The following is a 16,071-nucleotide window of genomic DNA, read 5'->3' on the forward strand; positions in this document are numbered from 1 at the left end:
ACTATAAACTCGTTATTTCATGCGTTTAACACGAATCTTTCGATTGGAATCTGGGAGGTTTTTCTTCAAATAAACCGCACTCATAAAGCCTTTTTTAAGTAAGACACTATCGCCGACTTCAATTTTAAGAAAGTCATTATCAGTTTGCTGCCATTGTTGACCGTTGGTAAAGGTGAAGCGCCATTTATCGTAGTGATCTTTACTTAACTGCTCAACAATCAACACAACTTGTTGGTCTTCTTCAGCTACTTTGTATGTGGTTAAATGTTCTGCACCAAAGTCTGCTACTTTTGTCGACGTAGGAGCCATGGTAGTTTCATCTTTAACCTCGGGCGTATTTTTTACCATTTTAGCCTTCACATTGACGGCTGGCACAGCTTGCTCAGCTAAGTCATCAAAACAAACCAAACGCGCTAAACTGTCTTGAATTTTTAGACATTGGGCTAAGCTAACATTAAGTGTTTCTGCTTTTGTTGTTAATGATAACAAGGTCAAAATAGTAAGCGTTATAATAGAATTATTTTTCATTATTGTTCTTCCTTTGATGCTGTTTCTTCTTCTGTTCGATAATAAACAGAGGCGATAATAATACCTAACTCAAATAGCAATAGCATGGGTAATGCCAGCATGGTTTGAGAAATAATATCTGGTGGTGTTAACAACATACCAACGACAAATGCACCCACCACAATATAAGGGCGTTTAGTGCGTAAGCTAGCTGGAGTTGTTACGCCAGTCCAACACAGTAATATAATGGCAATAGGGATTTCAAATGCGGCACCAAAAGCAAAAAATAGTTTTAAAACAAAATCCAAGTAGCTGCTAATGTCTGTTGCAATGGTAACGCCATCGGGTGCTACCGAAGAAAAGAAGGCGAAAGCAACTGGAAACACCACATAGTAAGCAAACGCAATACCGCCATAAAACAATAAGGTACTACCTAGCATTAAGGGGGCCATTAAACGTTTTTCATGCTTATACAAACCAGGCGCAATAAACGACCACAATTGATATAAAATGTATGGCATGGCAAGAAATATCGATAAGACAATGGTGAGTTTAAATGGCGTAAAGAAGGGGGATGCTACATCAGTCGCGATCATTTGCGTACCCTCTGGCATAACGGCCAAAAGTGGCTTTGCGACATATTGGTAAATATCTTGGGCAAAGTAAATCAACGAACAGAAAATAACTAACACACCTAACACTGCATGCAATAATCGTGTTCTCAGTTCTAATAAGTGATCAAATAATGTGTGATTTTGTTTAGCGGCTGAACTCATTTACCCTGCTTTTCATTTTTATTATCATCGAGCTGTTCGACTTTTTCAGACGAGTCTGTTGTGTTTTCAGCTGTTTGATAAGGATTATTGACCATTGCTGCCGCTTCTTCTAGTGACTTCACTGACGCGGCAACTTCTGGTGATAAGTCTTTCATGCCAGCTTGTTCAGCTTTCTTTAAATTAGCATGCAGTTCATGAATACGTAGCTCTTCAGTGAGTTCATTTTTAACGCCCTCACTAAAATTACGCATGCTATTTATCCAGCTACGCACAGAACGAATTGCTACGGGTAATCGCTCGGGCCCTAGTACGACTAGGCCAATAATAGCAATTAATAGCAGTTCCCAAAAACCTATATCAAACATTAGACTTGGTCTTTCTCTTTTTCAGCCACAGTACTTTCTTTGGCTGTTTTATCACCTAAACTGTCGTTATTAGCTAAATCTTCTTGGCTAGCGTCTTCTTTTTTTGCTGTATCGTCAGTTACTGCACTTTTAAATCCTTTCACTGCTGATCCTAAATCAGTACCCAAATTACGTATTTTTTTTGTGCCAAACAACAATACGACAATGACCGCAATAATTAATAATTGCCAAATACTTATACCGCCCATAAAAAACTCCAATAATTTATTAGATTTCATTATAAAGTTTATAGAAAAAAAATCACCAACTGATATGATAAATAGTGAGGTAAAACAAATTTTGATAAGAATGTATTGTAAAAACCAGTGTTATTGGCATTTTTGCCTAGTGTTATTTTACTTTGCATTTGCAAGTGCAGCACAAGCTTATGCTTCAGTAGAAGTAAAAGCGTCCGCTGAACAAAAAGATGAACACTGGATGCAAGGATTGCATGAAACGGTTTCTGACTCCGTTTATCAATCTGCGCAATGGTTTGATAGTTTTTTTATTGCAAATGATAGTGAACAACAAAGTCCAAAAACAACCGCAAAAATTAGTTTTGCTTGGTTGCCAAAAAGTCGTGACTGGAGTGAAATCAAGCCACGCTTTCGATTGCGTGTTAAATTGCCGCATTTTCAAGACAGAGTTAGTGTGGTGTTATCTGACGAAACAGATGATGAACTCAACAATCTACCGCTAGAGTCAGTCAACACCAATTCGAGCACTGAAGAAGAAAAGTTTTCTTTAGCACTAAACTATACACAAGATAAAAAAAATGACCGGTTAATGAATTATCGTTTGGGTATTTCAGGTGGCGATATATTTGCTAGAGCAAAACATAAACGTCGCTTAACTATTAATACCAAGCAAGGTTTTTTAGTTGAACCGTCAATGTATTACTACCTTAATGATGGCCTTGGCGCTAAATTATTGTTGGAGTACGATTATCAATTAAGTAGCAAATCACTTTTTCGTCTAAATTATAGTATTCGAGGCTCTGCGGCCTTTAGTGGTATTCGCTGGAAGCATGGTTTTTATAAACTAGAGCAAATAAATCACACCACGGCATCAGTGCTGAGCTTACAAGCTGAAGGTGAACGCAACGGGGCACGAGGCTTTGTTATTGATAAGTACACCTTAAGTTATCGATACCGCTTTAATGCTGTGCGCGATTGGTTGTTTTTTGAAATAGAACCTTTTGTCGAGTTTCCCGAGCAAGAAAATTACAACACAACTCCGGGTATTGCCTTACGCATTGAAGGCTTTTTTCACAAGGGTTAGCGCTAACTTGTTCGAGCGTTAAACTAGGCCTGAATCATTGCTACCGCATTACTGTTAGTATCAAGATAACTTTCAGTATCAGCATTATTGTCCGCTATTTTTCCTGGCCGGTTAATATAATAACCTTGGCCAAATTGACAACCTACGGTTTGTAGCTTCTTGAACATGGCTTCAGATTCAATGCCTTCCGCCACTAGTTGGTAGCCAAATTTTGTCCCCAGCTCATGCAAGGCCTTAATTAAAGATAAGTTTTTATCATTGTGATTTAAAGCATGGATAAAACTGCGATCGAGTTTAATAAATTCAAACGGGTAATTATGTAAAAAATTAAAAGACGATAAACCAGCACCATAATCATCTAAAGCTAACTTAACGCCAAACTCTTTCAAGCTCTTTAAGCCTTTAAGTGCGAGTTCGGTATGTCGAGCAAAAGCAGATTCATTAAACTCAAGAATCAGTCGTTCAGGCTCAACTGTATTAGCACTGATTAAGGCCATTAATTTTGCTAATTGGTTCGCTTGAATTAAGTGACGGCCTGATAGGTTGACACCAATATAAGTGTGCTCATATTCTTTTGACTGTTGCCATCGTTTTAATTGCAAACAAACTTGTTCAATCACCCAGATTTCTATATCCAAAATCATACCGGTTTCTTCTGCCATAAAAAGAAACTCACTCGGGGTTAACAAGCCCTTGGTTGGATGCTGCCAACGTAAAAGTACTTCAAAGCCTATAGTTTTAGTTGAGGTTAAATCTAAAATTTGCTGATAATGTAATTCAAACTGTTTGCTTTGAATGGCTTGCCTTAATTCTTGCTCAAGCGTCATGCTGGCAATAATTTTTTCCCGCATGCTGTCCTCAAAGAAAACGTATCGACCGCGGCCTAAACTTTTTGCTTCATACATTGCGGCATCAGCATCACGTAATATTTCGCTGGCATCTTTATAGCCAACCCGACTTTGAGCAATGCCCATACTGGCATTTGAATACAAGGTATGACCCTCAAGTTCAAAGGGTTGCGCAATTGATGTAATGATACGAGATGCAATTTCTTCAATATCTTCACGTGCTTGTAATGAGTCTAATAACACTACAAACTCATCACCACCTAACCGGGCTAAAGTGTCATTGTCGCGCACACAATAGCCTAGGCGACGCGCAATTTCGATTAAAAATTGATCGCCAGCGTGATGTCCTAAGGTGTCGTTGATCATTTTAAAGCGATCTAAATCAATAAATAAAACGGCAAACCTATGGCTAGGATGGCGCTTTAAATGTCGAATAGCATAGGTTAAACGCTCTGAAAACATCGATCTATTGGGCAGTTGTGTTAAAGCATCATGATGCGCGTCATGATACAAACGTGCCTCTGCTTTTCGACGTTCTTCAATTTGCATACGTAAATTGAGATTGGTTGCTTGGAGCTCTTGGGTGCGTTTATTGACTCTTTCTTCAAGCACTTCATGGTTTTTTCTTGCTTGTTGTTGCGTTTTTTGTCGTAAAATTTCAATGGCAATATGGTGACTAACAAAACGCATAAGCTCGAGATCTTTACTGTGATAAGCATTTTTGTCTTGATAATGCTGGATAGCAATAACCCCAAAAATCTCACCCTGATTAGATAAAGGGGCGGCCAGCCAAGCCTGTGTTAAGGCGAAATCAGGAGATGGCGAGCTAAAGTCACATTGTGTTACTTCACCTTCTGCCGCTAACGTGTACATTATGCTATCGCTCAAAAGAATAGGTTTACCCTTTCTTATGACCATTTCAGACAGGCCGCTACTGAGCTTTCTCGTCGCGGGCTGTGTAAATTTCTCATCACAATAGTAAGGAAATTCTAATTGGCTTTTATTTTCAGATAATAAGGCGATATAAAAATTTTTTGCGGGTAATAGCTTATTGATTTCGTCATGCAAGGCTTGATAAAGTTCGGATATAGCTTGCGATTTTGTTGTTAGTTCAGAAATATTAAGCAGCACTTGATGTGTTTTAACTGCCAATTGCCTTTCAACAATTTCACGCTGTAACTCTTGATTGGTTTGAGTTAATTTAATGGTACGTTGTTGAATACTAGACTCTAATAACTCTCTACTTCGAACGCGATCTATAGCTGTGACTAAATGTTCAGCAATAAACTCTAAAATTTGGCAATTTTCCTCAGAAAAATAGCGTTTTTTATCATAACTTTGTAGAGAAATAACACCGATAACCTGTTCGCCACGTTTTAATGGCACACCAAGCCAATCTGTCCATACTGAGCCATACAAGACAATTTTATCCGCTTTGGCCAGTGCCATTCTTTCTTTGGCAGAACAATGTATTGGTGCTTGGCTTTCTAAAACTAGGCCGGTTAGACTTTTTCGTCCTTTAGCTACATCAAGATCTTCATGTAAACGCTTTTCTACAGGATTATGGCAGTAAGTGAATTGTAATTCGTTAGAGGGGGTTAACAAGGCTATATTGAAACTGTCAGTAGCTAGTAAGGTTTTAATTACGGATTCAAGACCTTGATAAAACGCATCTAGATCGGTTATTGAACTGGATAATTCAGACAGCTGTAACAAACTCGATTGTTTGTTTTTAAGCTGTCGATACTTTTTAAGTAGCGATTTTAACTTAGGAAGTTGGCGTATCGCATGAGTATTTTCCGTCGCCATCAAGTCCACTTATAAATTCCGTTTTATCATTAGTATTATTTTTGTACGGCTAGTCTAACAAAATAAATAGGCTTAGCGAGAGCTTAGCGTCATTTATTCTTTAATTATCATCAGATAAGTTCAGTTCTGGCTAAAAATTTCACGATTTCAAATAAATAGACGGTGACACTGTCTGCATAAACGATAAAAAATCATAGTTTAACTATGCTTTTTTTATGAGTAATTATGCACTATTACATGGTAAAGATGCAAGTTGCTTGATATAACTAGATGTTTTAATAAGGATGCTTTTAATATGATTTCATTATCCGCAGTGGAATGCCGCATTATCGGCGTGATGCTAGAAAAAGAAACGACAACACCAGAGCAATGTCCTCTTTCTATCAACAGCATAACCTTAGGCTGCAATCAAAAAAGTAACCGTGAACCTGTAATGTCACTGGCAGAAAATGAGGTGCAAAACGTTGTTGATGAACTGGTACAAATGCATCAGTTAATGATAGATCAAAAAGCTTCCAGCCGAGTAAATAAATACTTTCATCGCTTTTGTAATACTGAATTTGGCAATCTACAATTTTCAGCTCAGCAAAGAGCCATTATTTGCGTGTTATTCCTCAGAGGGCCACAAACACCAGGAGAGTTAAGAATACGTACCAACCGTCTAGCTGACTTTGCTGATGTCAGTGAAGTTGAAGTGGCCTTAAATCAATTACAAAACCTTAACAATCAAAGGCTAGTCAAAAAACTCGAACGAGAGCCAGGAAAGCGCGATTCCCGCTATGTACATTTACTCTCAGACCTTGATGCAGGTGACTTAGTTCAAAGGGACTTAGTTAAAGGGAACTTAGCTGAATCGAGCGTCACTCAAACAGAAAATATTGCCTCAGCCAATGATCCTAAACTAGCTCAGAGAGTAACCGAGTTAGAGCAACAAGTGGCGGTATTAACAGAACAAATGGCTTGTTTAACTGAGCTACTTGAAGACAAGTGACGATTAATTTCATCGCCGTGTGGAGCCAGTTTAGGTAACACTTTTACTTGATTGAATTCTTTTGATTATTCTTTTGATTACTCTTTTGATCATTATTGCAGATGGACTAACCCGCTATCATCACGTTCAAAACCATGGCAGATATAACCGCTTTGTGGACGTTTTTTCTTGGCGATTTGATGGAAATGCTCAAAGCCGACTGAAAAGGCAAATGGGTTGGCGTTGTAGTCGGCGTAAGCTTGATCACTGCCGTTCTTCGCTTCTCTGACGCCAGCAGCGAATGAGCTTAAAAAGTCATCTCTGTTATTGAGCAAAATGGTGGTGGGGCCATTTACATCTTCAACGAGTTCAAACGCGCCGAGTGCAATATACTTATCAACAACTAGGTTATTGAATACGCCACAGTATTGTTCAGTTTCTTCATCATAAGCCACGGGTGAGTCATCGCTTGCTTCCATTAAAGAGACAAATAACTCTCTTACTTTTTTTGAAATCATAAACTATTCCTTTTCAAGCCATATTTGCGTCGTCAGCTTAAGTTTAAGCTTTAACCCTTGTTTGCCATTATAAAGCTTTGATTAATTTATACGGCAAAGCTGCGTTCTGCCATAGCGTAAGAAGAGCTTTAGCGGGTTAAGTTGATAACATCAATTGCCAGCCAACTTAGCCCGCGTCAGCTTAACTACTGACAATGTGAACTGACAAATGTTAACTGCCTAATATTTTAAGTGGTAGCGACAATGCGTCATTGCCTGTTTGGCCCACTAGCCAAATAATGGCAGATAAACCCCCAACGGTAACGACATACCATAATGCGGAGACAATTTGTGCATAGCGATTAAGGGGCAGTAACTGGCTTAAATGTCGGCGTTTATATTCAAAAAATATTTCTATGCTACCAATAGCCAGTAAAAAGCCTAACAGCGCTAAACCAAAGTAATAACTGATATAAATACCCAGTGCTGCGCCTAAGGCACAAGCGACTAAACCTACTTTAGAGTTGATTGAAAAAGCGATGCTTTTCAGCACATGGCCACCGTCTAACGGCAATATGGGCAATAAGTTAAATAAATTGAGCAGGGCATTAAATACGGCCAAACCGGCGAGTATTTCTATATCGGTCAGCCAATAACCCACTAAGCAAGCGATAGAAAGTATTAAGCCGAAAAAGGGCCCCATAATTGAAATAACAATGTCTTGCCAGCGGGTATTAATTTTATCATCGCTCAGCGCTAAACCGCCAACAAAGGGGATGAGATATATGCCTTTAGTTTTCAAGCCAAAGTATTTCATCGCTCGAATATGACCATATTCATGAAAAACGAGGCAAAGAATCAGTGCGATGGCAAACTCAATAGAGAATAACCAACTATAAGCCGCTAAACTGCCGGCAGCAAATAGCACTTTAACCACCTTGGCACTTTTCAATAGCTTCAAGCCTAGGCCAGCCATACCGACTAAACTAAATTTAATTGGTTGCTTTTCCCCTTTGACGATTTGGCGTTGCTCTATGTCTTTTTCATTGAGGGTATTGTCGTGTAATAGCTCGTTATTGACTAACAGTTGAAATTGCAGCGCAAAAGGTTGCCATTGCAGTGAACCCTTGAGTTCTACGGGTAATTCGCCATGCTCATTTTGTAGGGTAAATTTATGTGTAAATGACTCACTGTCGGCATGAGCATTAATTTGTGAGACACATTGCTCATCCCAAAATACTTGCTGCCATCCGGCCATTGACCCTTCTAATCTTAGTGTTTTTCCTAGACATTCTACTTCTAATAATTGCAATTAATTAACTCAGCATATAAAACCTTGCCCGATTATCGCTATATTTGCAGCCGCATCAAGGTTTATTGATAAAACATTAAGGACAGTTAATATTTTAAAATATGTTGGACCTCATTTATTTGGCTCTGTTGAGGTTAATTGTTGCCGCCTTAGACCGCATTAACTTGGCTATTCATATTGTGCCTATCAGGTTGATTTCCTGTGTAACGCTTGACGGACTCAAGTGTGAGCGACAAAAAATGGCCTAAAGCTATATGGCGAACTGTAAAAGTAAGCTTAGTTAAAAGACTTACTTTCTCTCTAAGCTATCAAGCGCGCTGTAAAACACGGTAATTTATTGGTTATTGCTCAACTCGTGTGACCGCTAAAACGCTGGCGACTAGGTAATCCATATGTTGCTCTGGAATTGATGCCAGATTAATGCGTCCGTTATTCAAGCCGTATATGGCATATTGATCTCTGAGTATTTCCATTTGCTCTGCGGTTGCTGGCAACATAGAAAACATGCCTTCTTGAGATAAAATATAATCAAAATAATTATCGCCTGAGTGTTGGCGAAAGGCAGCGCAAAGTTTTGCTCTTATGGCTTTAATTTTGATATTTATCTGTGTCAGTTCATCTGACCACACTTTTCTCAGCTCAGGGGTTTTAACAATGGTTTTTACAATTTCAGCGCCATTAGACGGTGGTACCCAATAAGTGGTTTTACTCATAATAGCAAGTTGAGCTTGCGCTTTGTCTGCCTCTTCTTGTGTTGGACTTAAAATATAAGCCGCACCGACTCGATCACTGTATAAACCGAAGTTTTTTGAACAACTTACGCAAAGTGCTAGGCGATCAACCGTATTGGCGATAGTCAGTAAGCCAGCCGCATCTTCATTTAATCCGTCGGCAAAGCCTTGATACGCAGTGTCAATTAAGGGTAAAAAGCCGGTAGATTTTGCTAGCTGAGCAATTTGCTGCCAATGTGGCAATGTTAAGCGTAATCCTGAAGGGTTATGGCAAGAGCCGTGCAAGAGCACAACATCATTTTCGCCCAATTTTTCAAAGGTATTGAACATGCCAATTTCATCAAGCATCATGGTTTTTTTGTTAATAAAAGCGTATTCCTCATAAGCCAAGCCGGCGGCTATAATGGTGGGAATATGGTTGGCATAGGTGGGATCACTTACCCAAATTTTGGCCTCAGGGTTGGCGAGCTTAATTAAATCTAATATGGCGCGTAAGCCGCCACTGCCACCAGCGGTTTGAATGCCATTGATGTAGCCATTCACGGTTTGGTTTGCAAACACCATTGCTTGTAGTAATTGCACATATTCAAGATCACCTTTTGAACCGACATAGCTTTTATTTCGCCCGGCATTGGCGAGCTGTTGGTCGGCTTGCTTTACTGCTTGCATTAGCACGACCTTGTCATGGCTATCTTTATAAACGCCTACGGTTAAATCAACTTTAAAAGGCCTTTCATCTTGAGATGAACGTGCCATTAAATCTATAATTTCGTCAGTAGCAGGTAAGGGGATATTGGCAAACATGAGTTCTCTTTAATTAACTAATCAATAAGTAAGGTAATCGAATATATTCAAGGCAAGAGTATACGCTATTATTTACCATGATTTTTAGCCGAATTATTTAGCAGTATGATAAGGCAAAAAATATTTAAGGCCTTATTTGCGATACTGGCATAGGTTAATCTCAGACAAAAAACAGTTAGTAACATTATTTAAAATGTTACTAACTTAAATAATTTAACTAAAGAGCCAATAAAAAAGGCCGATACATTAAGTAGCGGCCGTTAAATTCAGCTAAATCACATTAAGGTTTATCGGCACTTAGCCTTACTAAACCTTTAAGCTATTCATCTTCAGCATATCCGGCCCAAATATCGGCATTGACGGTCGGCTTCTTTTTGCGTTTTTTCTTACCGCTGCCTTCGGGTGCGGCCATCGGCTTTTCTGCAGCTAAAATTGAATCATCGCTAATTTCATCGGCCTCAAAACCTTCGACTTGCTCACGTTCAAGCCAAATTTTATTCTTTTTCTCAATCACTTTAAAGTGATGATAATCTTCATGATCGATAAGCGATATCGCCAAGCCTACTTCGCCAGCACGGCCACTTCTGCCAATACGATGCATGTAGTCTGATGGACTTCTGGGTAAGTTAAAATTGATCACTACGGGCAGTTTTTCAATGTCTAGGCCACGAGCCGCAATATCAGTGGCAATTAACACGGCAATCTCGCCGGCTTTAAAGCCGTCAAGCACTCGACTACGTTCGCCTTGGCCTTTATCGCCATGAAACACGGCAGCAGTAATGCCATGTTTAGCCAATTTTTCAGCCAAATGTTCACAGTGGTGTTTGGCATTGACGAAAATAAGCGCTTGTCGCCATTGCTGTTGCTGAATTAAATGCGCTAATACTGCTGTTTTTTCGCCCTTGTTAACAGTAAATACCCGCTGTACCAAGGTGCTGGCGTCGCTACTTTGTAATTGTATTTCAATCGGGTTATTAAGCAGTTCTTGGGTTAATGCCTTGACTTGCTCAGGGAAGGTCGCTGAAAACAATAAGGTTTGTTTTTTCTTTGGCAATAAGGCTAACAGCGCTGAGAGTTCTTCAGTAAAGCCGAGACTTAACATTCTATCGGCTTCATCAAGCACTAAGGTGTTGACCTTATCGAGCTTAATCGCATTACTTGAAATTAAATCCAGTAATCGACCTGGCGTTGCCACTAAAATATCGCTGCCGCCACGTAAGGCCAGCATTTGCGTATTAGCTGATACACCACCAAAAACCGCCACGGTTTTTATTTTGCCGTTAAAATGCACGGCATAAGACTTAATGCTATCCGCTACTTGCTTGGCAAGTTCACGGGTAGGCACCAAAATTAGGCCAGTAACATAGTTACCTTTAGTACTACTCGCTAATGATTTTTCAGCCTGTGGTGGCAAAGTAAGTTGCTGTGCTTGTATTTTTTGCAATAGCGGCAGTGCAAAGGTAGCTGTTTTACCTGAGCCAGTATTTGCCCCGGCAATTAAGTCACGTCCGGCTAATACACTTGGAATAGCTTGCGCTTGAATGGGCGTGGGCTGTTGATATTCCAGTTCAGTTAGTCGAGCTAACAAAGGTGGAATTAGGCCAAGTTCTGTAAAATTGGCTGGCGTTGTGACAGAGGTCATTAATATAAAGGGCTCAAAGCTAGGGTAATAACTGCCTATTTTAGCGTATTTATGCCCAGCTGAGTTAGTGAAATCGATCATATCTTGGCGTAATCTTATGCCATCTTATTTCAGGTAAGCATACGGCGTACTATACATTGGTATCATCAGGAGCATTGAAGGTTTTAAGTCTCAGTGGTATTATTCGTATGAAACATGAGTAATCCGCAATCAGCAGTTAACCCTGAAAGTTCTATTACTATACTTAATACTTTTATCCTGTTGAGAAGATATAATGACTTAACTTTTCAACTTACCCATCTATTTGAGTTCTTAATAATTAAAACCTTATGGCTAAAAATACGTTTACACCTGAGTTACTTGAACAACACTTTACCAAAAATGAATGGAAAAAAGGCACGAGAATTTTTCAGGCTAAAGGTATTAAAACCTGTGCTCTTGACGGTGAAACAATTCGTGGCGTAGTTTTTAGTGAGCGCTCTCGCCAAGTAGGGTATTTAACTCGGTTAGTTTTTGAAGAGAAACAGGGTGATATTACCAGTTATTGTGACTGTTATATTGGTCGCGATTGTAAACATGGCGCTGCTTTAGCGCAGTATTTTGTTGATGAACATTTTGATCACAATAGTATTGCCTCATCTGAAAAAATAGTGGATAAATGGCTGACCCGCTTTCAAGCCCAACCCAGTAGATATCAACCCAATAGCCAACAAAAGTCATTATTATACTTTTTAAAGCCTAACAGCTATAACGAAGATGATTATTTTACCTTAGGGATTAAATCAGCTCGACCAAAAAATAGTGGTGGTTGGAGTCATACCCTTGGTAGTGAATATTCTGCCAGTTCGTTAATTAATAGTGCCTATGCGACGAACGAAGATGTTGGGGTACTAACCGAGCTTATTCGCACAAATCAATATGGCGATAACATTAAATATTTTGATTTATTTGCCCGTATTATAAAAACTAATCGCTGTTTTTGGCAGACAAATTATGACCTGAACGACGCAATTACCTTAGGTGATCCCCTAGAAGCACAATGGCAGTGGTTGGCATTGGGTAACCATTTACATACCTTGCAGCTGGTTTTTATGCAGCCATCAAGCAGTATTCTTATTATCAAAGCACAACCGCTGTGCTATTACGATGAAGAACAAAATTGTTTTGGGGAAATTAAGACCAATACTCAATGTGATTTTGAAGCCGATTTACTCAATTCACCTATTTTCGAAGAAGATAAATTACCTTGGGTAATGAGCAAGTTGTCAATGTCGTTAGGTGATGCAGTGCAGCGCTTACCAAAACCAAAAACAGAATTTTCCCAAGAGTTAACTAAGCCTGAAGTGCATTTGCACTTTTCTACCCCTGCAGAAGCTAATCCACAGTCAGGTTTTGTGCGAGTTAATTTCTCTTATCAAGGTAATTTAGTTAATCCGCATAATGACAGTGTCACGGTTTCACCTGCTAACTTGACTGGCGATGACAGTGACGGCGCTAGCAAGGTAAAGCTGTATCGAGATTTATCCTTTGAACAAACGGTCATTGATAAACTCTCGACCTTAAAATTTAATGCTCAGCCTAAGCCTAAGCGTTACACTTTTACCAATGAAGACTATTTAAATAAAGACAAAGTGCCTAAGTTTTCAATGCTGATGCAAGGGCGCTATGCTTGGCATCACTTTTTGCATCAAGAATTACAAGTGCTTAAAGATCTGGGCTGGCATATTAGCTTTGCAGATAATTTTTATTATAAAGCACTCTCCACCGACAGCATATTTGACGCGGAAGTGATTGAAACCGATGATCATGATTTCTTCTCCTTAGGGTTAAACTTAACCATTGATGGTAAGAAAATGCCGGCGTTTCCTATTTTGCTAGGGGCTATTGAACAATTACCTAAATCGGTATTATTTGATCGTGACAAAGTGGCTGGCGACAAAATCGGTGGCGAAAAAACGCAGCTTATTGCACCCGACTCACCGATTTATGTTGATCTAGATAATGGGGACTTTGTTGCTTTGCGTTATCAAAGCGTACAGCCGATCTTAAAACAATTTATTGAACTGTTTATGCCCAACGCCTTAAATAAAGATGGCAGGATGGAGTTATCACGCTTTCAAGGACATCAAACATTATCAATGTTAGATGACCAAGGCATGATAGCAACAGGTACCAGTAAGTTAAGAGCGCTGGCGGATAAATTGAGCAACTTTCAACAAGTTACCACAGTACCTGTGCCTCTTGGTTTAAACGCTACGTTAAGAACTTATCAGCACCAAGGATTAAACTGGCTACAGTTTTTACGCGAATATCAATTAAACGGTATTCTGGCGGATGATATGGGCTTAGGTAAAACCATTCAAGCCTTGGCGCACTTACTGGTTGAAAAACAGCAAGGTCGACTTAATAAGCCAGTACTTATTGTGGCGCCCACCAGCGTTATTTTTAACTGGGCAAATGAGATAGAAAAATTTACCCCACAACTTTCATATCAAGTATTACACGGCAGTAAACGTCAGCAACACTTTGATTGTTTTGACCAGAGTGAAGGCAGTGAAAATCAAGTTGATATCATCATTACCAGTTATGCGTTAATTATTAAAGATTTAGAACATTACTGTGAACAACAATTTTATTACCTTATTCTTGATGAAGCGCATTATATAAAAAACACTAAAACTAAGTTATATCAAGCGTTTATGGCACTAAAGGCGCAGCATAAGTTATGCTTGACCGGTACGCCTATGGAAAATCATTTAGGCGAGTTTTGGGCGCAATTTAATTTTTTACTGCCAGGATTTTTAGGGGGACAAAGACAATTTACTAAGCTCTTTAGAACCCCAATAGAAAAGCATGGGGATCATGAACGTAAGCAGCTATTAAACCAGCGTATTAAACCGTTTATTTTACGCCGAACCAAAGATAAAATAGCCACAGAGTTACCACCAAAAACTGAGATCATTCAAAAGCTACGTATTGAAGGTAAGCAAGCTGAGCTCTATGAATCAGTACGCTTAGCCATGGACAGTCGCTTAAAAGATATTATTGCCGATAAAGGTTTAAAACGTAGTCAGATAGAAGTTTTAGACGCGTTATTAAAACTAAGACAGGTATGTAATCACCCTAAGTTATTATCACTTGAAGGCGCTAAAAAGGTCAATCAATCGGCTAAGCTTGATTATTTAATGGAAACGCTGCCCGAGCAAATTGATGAAGGCCGTAGAATATTAATATTTTCACAGTTTACCAGTATGCTAGCTTTGATAGAGGCAGAGCTGATTGAAGCGGGTATTGGCTACGTTAAATTAACCGGTTCAACCACTAAAAGACAAGAGGTAGTTGATAAGTTTCAACGCGGTGAAGTGCCGGTGTTTTTAATTAGCTTACGTGCTGGCGGTGTGGGCTTAAACTTAACTGCAGCCGATACCGTTATTCATTTTGATCCTTGGTGGAACCCTGCGGTGGAAAACCAAGCCACGGATAGAGCATACCGCATTGGCCAAGACAAGCCCGTTTTTGTCTACAAATTGATTATTGAAAATTCAATAGAAGAAAAAATTCAAAAAATACAGCAAAACAAAGCCGAGCTTGCAAAAGCCTTATTATCTGAAGAAGTCAGTGATAGCAAATTGAGTTTAACCGATGATATTTTAACCTCACTGCTTGCACCGCTAAGCTAGCCTAGCAGGTATAGCCATTAAATTAATGGCTATACCTGCTGTGAAAACACAGCGACTATATTGTTGCAAACATCGGTTAAGTAAATAACTGAAGATATTGCACACCTGATGACGAATATAGCCAGAATAACAGCGCTAAATTAATCATGACCGTGCTCCAAAAAACCCGTATAAAGGTTTTTTTTGATGATTTATGCCGAAGAATTTGTTGCGCGAGCGCTGCACCCGGCCATCCCCCTATTAAAGCAAGCATATGTAAAGTGCTTTCTTGAGTGCGCCATGCACCACGTTGTGCTTTTGATTTATCGACCGCATAACTGAGAAAAGTTAAAACACTTAACCCGATATAAATAGACATTAATTTTTGCGGTAAATAGCCTAAAGTAAAAGTGATCATGATGACGGCTAAAAAGATGAGCGAGAAATAAATAGAGCATTGACTGATTTTTTTAGGTTGCTTTTTCTTGAGTTTTTCACCTAAGAAGGTGGCATCACAAGCGCAATATCGACCGGCTTTATCTTTGGTGATTGAAAAAGTAATAATGTCACTAATTTGCGGTATTCTAGCTTTATTAGCAAAGGCAGATTGATGAATAAAAACCTGGCTAGCAACATCGTTATGGGCAATAAAGCCAAAAGCTTTATCCGCATGCCATTTTGTTAACTTGCCTTTAAAGCGCATTTCCTTGTATCCCTGCTACTTTGCATCTTCCTGGTGAGAAATATCACTTGGCTAATGAATTGCCTAACTGATATTCAATTTGGTATTCAATTCGACATTCAATTCAGTATTCAATGCGATATGCATCA

At 39.2% G+C, this 16,071-nt stretch carries 13 protein-coding genes; 3 read left to right on the forward strand and 10 right to left on the reverse strand.

Annotation, left to right across the window (positions count from 1 at the left end):
• Positions 1 to 12: 12 nt before the first annotated feature.
• Genes H4J41_RS16215 through tatA form a run of 4 tightly spaced genes read right to left on the reverse strand, consistent with a single transcriptional unit; the run spans position 13 to position 1,896 of the window.
• Positions 13 to 528, reverse strand: a complete 516-nt coding sequence (locus tag H4J41_RS16215; protein ID WP_182137181.1) for a hypothetical protein — start codon at positions 526 to 528, stop codon at positions 13 to 15.
• A complete protein-coding gene (gene tatC / locus H4J41_RS16220) occupies positions 528 to 1,283 on the reverse strand; it encodes a twin-arginine translocase subunit TatC (RefSeq protein ID WP_182137182.1) in 756 nt (251 codons plus the stop codon). Before tatC ends, H4J41_RS16215 begins: the two co-directional genes overlap by 1 nt.
• Positions 1,280 to 1,648 (reverse strand): Sec-independent protein translocase protein TatB, encoded by a 369-nt coding sequence (gene tatB / locus H4J41_RS16225; protein ID WP_182137183.1) that lies wholly within the window; start codon positions 1,646 to 1,648, stop codon positions 1,280 to 1,282. Before tatB ends, tatC begins: the two co-directional genes overlap by 4 nt.
• Positions 1,648 to 1,896 carry a Sec-independent protein translocase subunit TatA gene (gene tatA, locus H4J41_RS16230; protein WP_182137184.1) on the reverse strand — a complete coding sequence of 83 codons (249 nt, stop codon included), beginning with the start codon at positions 1,894 to 1,896 and terminating at the stop codon, positions 1,648 to 1,650. Before tatA ends, tatB begins: the two co-directional genes overlap by 1 nt.
• A gap of 139 nt (positions 1,897 to 2,035) precedes the next feature.
• Between tatA and H4J41_RS16235 the strand changes: the two genes are divergently transcribed.
• The gene (locus H4J41_RS16235) at positions 2,036 to 2,968 is read left to right on the forward strand and encodes a hypothetical protein (protein WP_182137185.1); all 933 of its coding nucleotides are present in this window, start codon (positions 2,036 to 2,038) and stop codon (positions 2,966 to 2,968) included.
• 23 nt (positions 2,969 to 2,991) lie between these two features.
• Here the strand turns inward: H4J41_RS16235 and H4J41_RS16240 are convergent, their stop codons facing one another.
• The gene (locus tag H4J41_RS16240; RefSeq protein WP_182137186.1) at positions 2,992 to 5,625 is read right to left on the reverse strand and encodes an EAL domain-containing protein; all 2,634 of its coding nucleotides are present in this window, start codon (positions 5,623 to 5,625) and stop codon (positions 2,992 to 2,994) included.
• A gap of 295 nt (positions 5,626 to 5,920) precedes the next feature.
• On the opposite strand from H4J41_RS16240, the gene H4J41_RS16245 reads away from it, so the two are divergent.
• Positions 5,921 to 6,616, forward strand: a complete 696-nt coding sequence (locus tag H4J41_RS16245) for a YceH family protein (protein WP_182137187.1) — start codon at positions 5,921 to 5,923, stop codon at positions 6,614 to 6,616.
• A 92-nt stretch (positions 6,617 to 6,708) separates the two neighbouring features.
• Here the strand turns inward: H4J41_RS16245 and H4J41_RS16250 are convergent, their stop codons facing one another.
• The 4 genes from H4J41_RS16250 to H4J41_RS16265 all read right to left on the reverse strand — a co-directional run bounded on the left by H4J41_RS16250 (position 6,709) and on the right by H4J41_RS16265 (position 11,581).
• On the reverse strand, positions 6,709 to 7,113 hold the full coding sequence (locus H4J41_RS16250) for a hypothetical protein (protein ID WP_182137188.1): 405 nt from the start codon (positions 7,111 to 7,113) through the stop codon (positions 6,709 to 6,711).
• Positions 7,114 to 7,324: 211 nt separating this feature from the next.
• Positions 7,325 to 8,404: a site-2 protease family protein gene (locus H4J41_RS16255; protein WP_182137189.1), complete on the reverse strand. Its 1,080-nt coding sequence runs from the start codon at positions 8,402 to 8,404 to the stop codon at positions 7,325 to 7,327.
• 341 nt (positions 8,405 to 8,745) lie between these two features.
• The gene (locus H4J41_RS16260; RefSeq protein ID WP_182137190.1) at positions 8,746 to 9,939 is read right to left on the reverse strand and encodes an aromatic amino acid transaminase; all 1,194 of its coding nucleotides are present in this window, start codon (positions 9,937 to 9,939) and stop codon (positions 8,746 to 8,748) included.
• A 319-nt stretch (positions 9,940 to 10,258) separates the two neighbouring features.
• Positions 10,259 to 11,581, reverse strand: coding sequence for a DEAD/DEAH box helicase (locus tag H4J41_RS16265; RefSeq protein WP_182137387.1), 1,323 nt, complete (start codon positions 11,579 to 11,581; stop codon positions 10,259 to 10,261).
• A gap of 329 nt (positions 11,582 to 11,910) precedes the next feature.
• Between H4J41_RS16265 and H4J41_RS16270 the strand changes: the two genes are divergently transcribed.
• Positions 11,911 to 15,261: a DEAD/DEAH box helicase gene (locus H4J41_RS16270; RefSeq protein ID WP_182137191.1), complete on the forward strand. Its 3,351-nt coding sequence runs from the start codon at positions 11,911 to 11,913 to the stop codon at positions 15,259 to 15,261.
• Between the two features lie 76 nt (positions 15,262 to 15,337).
• On the opposite strand, the gene H4J41_RS16275 is transcribed toward H4J41_RS16270, so the two are convergent.
• The gene (locus H4J41_RS16275) at positions 15,338 to 15,943 is read right to left on the reverse strand and encodes a DUF1294 domain-containing protein (RefSeq protein ID WP_182137192.1); all 606 of its coding nucleotides are present in this window, start codon (positions 15,941 to 15,943) and stop codon (positions 15,338 to 15,340) included.
• Between the last annotated feature and the right edge of the window lie 128 nt (positions 15,944 to 16,071).

Source organism: Colwellia sp. MB3u-45, from assembly GCF_014077005.1.
Classification (GTDB): domain Bacteria; phylum Pseudomonadota; class Gammaproteobacteria; order Enterobacterales; family Alteromonadaceae; genus Cognaticolwellia.

Excerpts from the sequence above, each read along its gene's own strand:
- H4J41_RS16215 (WP_182137181.1), bottom strand. The coding sequence starts at position 528 with ATGAAAAATAATTCTATTATAACGCTTACTATTTTGACCTTGTTATCA.
- tatC (WP_182137182.1), bottom strand. The coding sequence starts at position 1,283 with ATGAGTTCAGCCGCTAAACAAAATCACACATTATTTGATCACTTATTA.
- tatB (WP_182137183.1), bottom strand. The coding sequence starts at position 1,648 with ATGTTTGATATAGGTTTTTGGGAACTGCTATTAATTGCTATTATTGGC.
- tatA (WP_182137184.1), bottom strand. The coding sequence starts at position 1,896 with ATGGGCGGTATAAGTATTTGGCAATTATTAATTATTGCGGTCATTGTC.
- H4J41_RS16240 (WP_182137186.1), bottom strand. The coding sequence starts at position 5,625 with ATGGCGACGGAAAATACTCATGCGATACGCCAACTTCCTAAGTTAAAA.
- H4J41_RS16245 (WP_182137187.1), top strand. The coding sequence starts at position 5,921 with ATGATTTCATTATCCGCAGTGGAATGCCGCATTATCGGCGTGATGCTA.
- H4J41_RS16250 (WP_182137188.1), bottom strand. The coding sequence starts at position 7,113 with ATGATTTCAAAAAAAGTAAGAGAGTTATTTGTCTCTTTAATGGAAGCA.
- H4J41_RS16260 (WP_182137190.1), bottom strand. The coding sequence starts at position 9,939 with ATGTTTGCCAATATCCCCTTACCTGCTACTGACGAAATTATAGATTTA.
- H4J41_RS16265 (WP_182137387.1), bottom strand. The coding sequence starts at position 11,581 with ATGACCTCTGTCACAACGCCAGCCAATTTTACAGAACTTGGCCTAATT.
- H4J41_RS16270 (WP_182137191.1), top strand. The coding sequence starts at position 11,911 with ATGGCTAAAAATACGTTTACACCTGAGTTACTTGAACAACACTTTACC.
- H4J41_RS16275 (WP_182137192.1), bottom strand. The coding sequence starts at position 15,943 with ATGCGCTTTAAAGGCAAGTTAACAAAATGGCATGCGGATAAAGCTTTT.